Source organism: Leptospira vanthielii serovar Holland str. Waz Holland = ATCC 700522, assembly GCF_000332455.1.
Lineage (GTDB): Bacteria > Spirochaetota > Leptospiria > Leptospirales > Leptospiraceae > Leptospira_A > Leptospira_A vanthielii.
On record NZ_AOGY02000054.1, the window covers coordinates 1 to 1,655 of the forward strand.

At 33.5% G+C, this 1,655-nt stretch carries 2 protein-coding genes and 1 pseudogene; all 3 read left to right on the forward strand.

Annotation, left to right across the window (positions count from 1 at the left end):
* Positions 1–210 (forward strand): IS30 family transposase (locus LEP1GSC199_RS12810; protein WP_002981705.1); only part of this gene is annotated, 210 nt, incomplete at its 5' end.
* A gap of 374 nt (positions 211–584) precedes the next feature.
* Complete coding sequence (locus LEP1GSC199_RS12815; protein WP_002983863.1) at positions 585–1,067, forward strand: hypothetical protein; 483 nt, start codon at positions 585–587, stop codon at positions 1,065–1,067.
* Positions 1,068–1,282: 215 nt separating this feature from the next.
* Positions 1,283–1,655, forward strand: a pseudogene (locus LEP1GSC199_RS12820) (DUF5655 domain-containing protein); the annotation flags it as partial.

Below are 1,655 nucleotides of genomic sequence, written 5' to 3' on the forward strand. Positions count from 1 at the left end.
GTATATTTTTGTCATCCGGGAAGTCCTTGGGAAAGGGGGACTTGTGAAAATACGAATATGCTAATAAGAGATTTCTTTCCTAAAAAAACTGACTTTAATGATATATCAAGAAAAGAACTGAAAAGAGTCCAAAAGCTTTTAAATGAGCGTCCAAGAAAAACGCTTGGCTGGAAAACTCCCGCGGAAAAAATAAAGGAAGTGTTGCGTTAAACTTTAGAATCTATCAAAGCTAAGTATTCTCCTCAAAAAAACAATATATTTATTTAAATATATTTTTACCTTTCCAAAAATCTGAAAATTAATTATTTCAATCTTTTCTTTCTCATTGCATTTCAAGTAATTTTCAATAATTCTATTTCTTCCAATGTAAAAACTGATTAAAGAATACTCAAATTGTAAAATATATAATTAAAAGTGGCCATATTTAAAATGTATTGTTAGGAAAAATCAAAATATTTATAATTATCATGAATTTCGGATGAATTTCATTTGAGTCCCAAGTGGAAGTAAACGTTTATTAATAATAAAAAGGCAAACGTAATTGTCCCGATCAGATAAATAACTTCTAAAGGATTAGCCTAAAAATGGAAAAGAAAGAACTAATTAATATATTTGCAAAATTGAATGCCCCAAATCCTAAATTATGGGCAGAAAGCCAAATTGAGGAAGGTATTCCGCAACTAGCTAGATACTTATTTTTAAAAGGAGCTTGGGAAGGAGTCGTACCAGATAATGAAGTATGGATCGACAATATTCTCCAATCTAATAAAAAAGATAATAATCTGCCATATGGTGGGTTAAATATTGCAATTAGAAAAATGCTGGAATGTGGTGTGCCAAAGAAATACATTACTGAATTTGCTAGATGCATAGCCGCGGAAATGATATTTCATATTGGTTATTTGATAGCTGATTCGTCCTCTGTCAAAGGTAATGAATATGTAGATTGGGCATTAGTTCAAATAGATAACGAAGGTAATATTATAGGCCCAATATCCGGATTACATGAGAGCGTATTAGAAACAGATCCGACAGGTAATGAAATGAGACCTGTTAATTTAATTTAAAGAATAAACTCTAACAACATCGCATAACAGCGGCTGACACGCTCCGCTCGGGACTTACGCCCTCGCTCGGCCTGAAGGCACATTGTCCTCCGTCACGCTTCTTGCGGAGCAAGAAGGCGCGCCGACGCTAACGCCTACTCCGTAGGCTCAGCTACGGACAACGTCGTGTAGCCTAGTTCGTTATTTGCAATGGCGGAAAAATATATAAGGAAAATATGCCACTATTTGAAATACACAACCAAAAATTGACGCAAGCTAAATCAATAAATTTTACTCTGGAAAAGGAACTTCAGTCAATAATCGAACAAAATCTAGAAATTGTTTTTAATTCTAAATTTATAGCTTCTGAATTTTCTACTGGTGCTGAACATGCAGGAAGAATCGATACTCTTGCATTATCAGAAGATAATAACCCTGTTATTATCGAATATAAAAAAGTTGAATCTTCCGAATTGATTAATCAAAGCTTATATTATCTTTCCTGGATTAGAGATCACAAAGGTGATTTTCAGATCGCAGTAAATAAAACATTGGGAAATGAAACTGAAATAGATTGGAATGATATCAGGGTTATTTGTATTGCTCCAG

Excerpts from the sequence above, each read along its gene's own strand:
- LEP1GSC199_RS12815 (WP_002983863.1), top strand. The coding sequence starts at position 585 with ATGGAAAAGAAAGAACTAATTAATATATTTGCAAAATTGAATGCCCCA.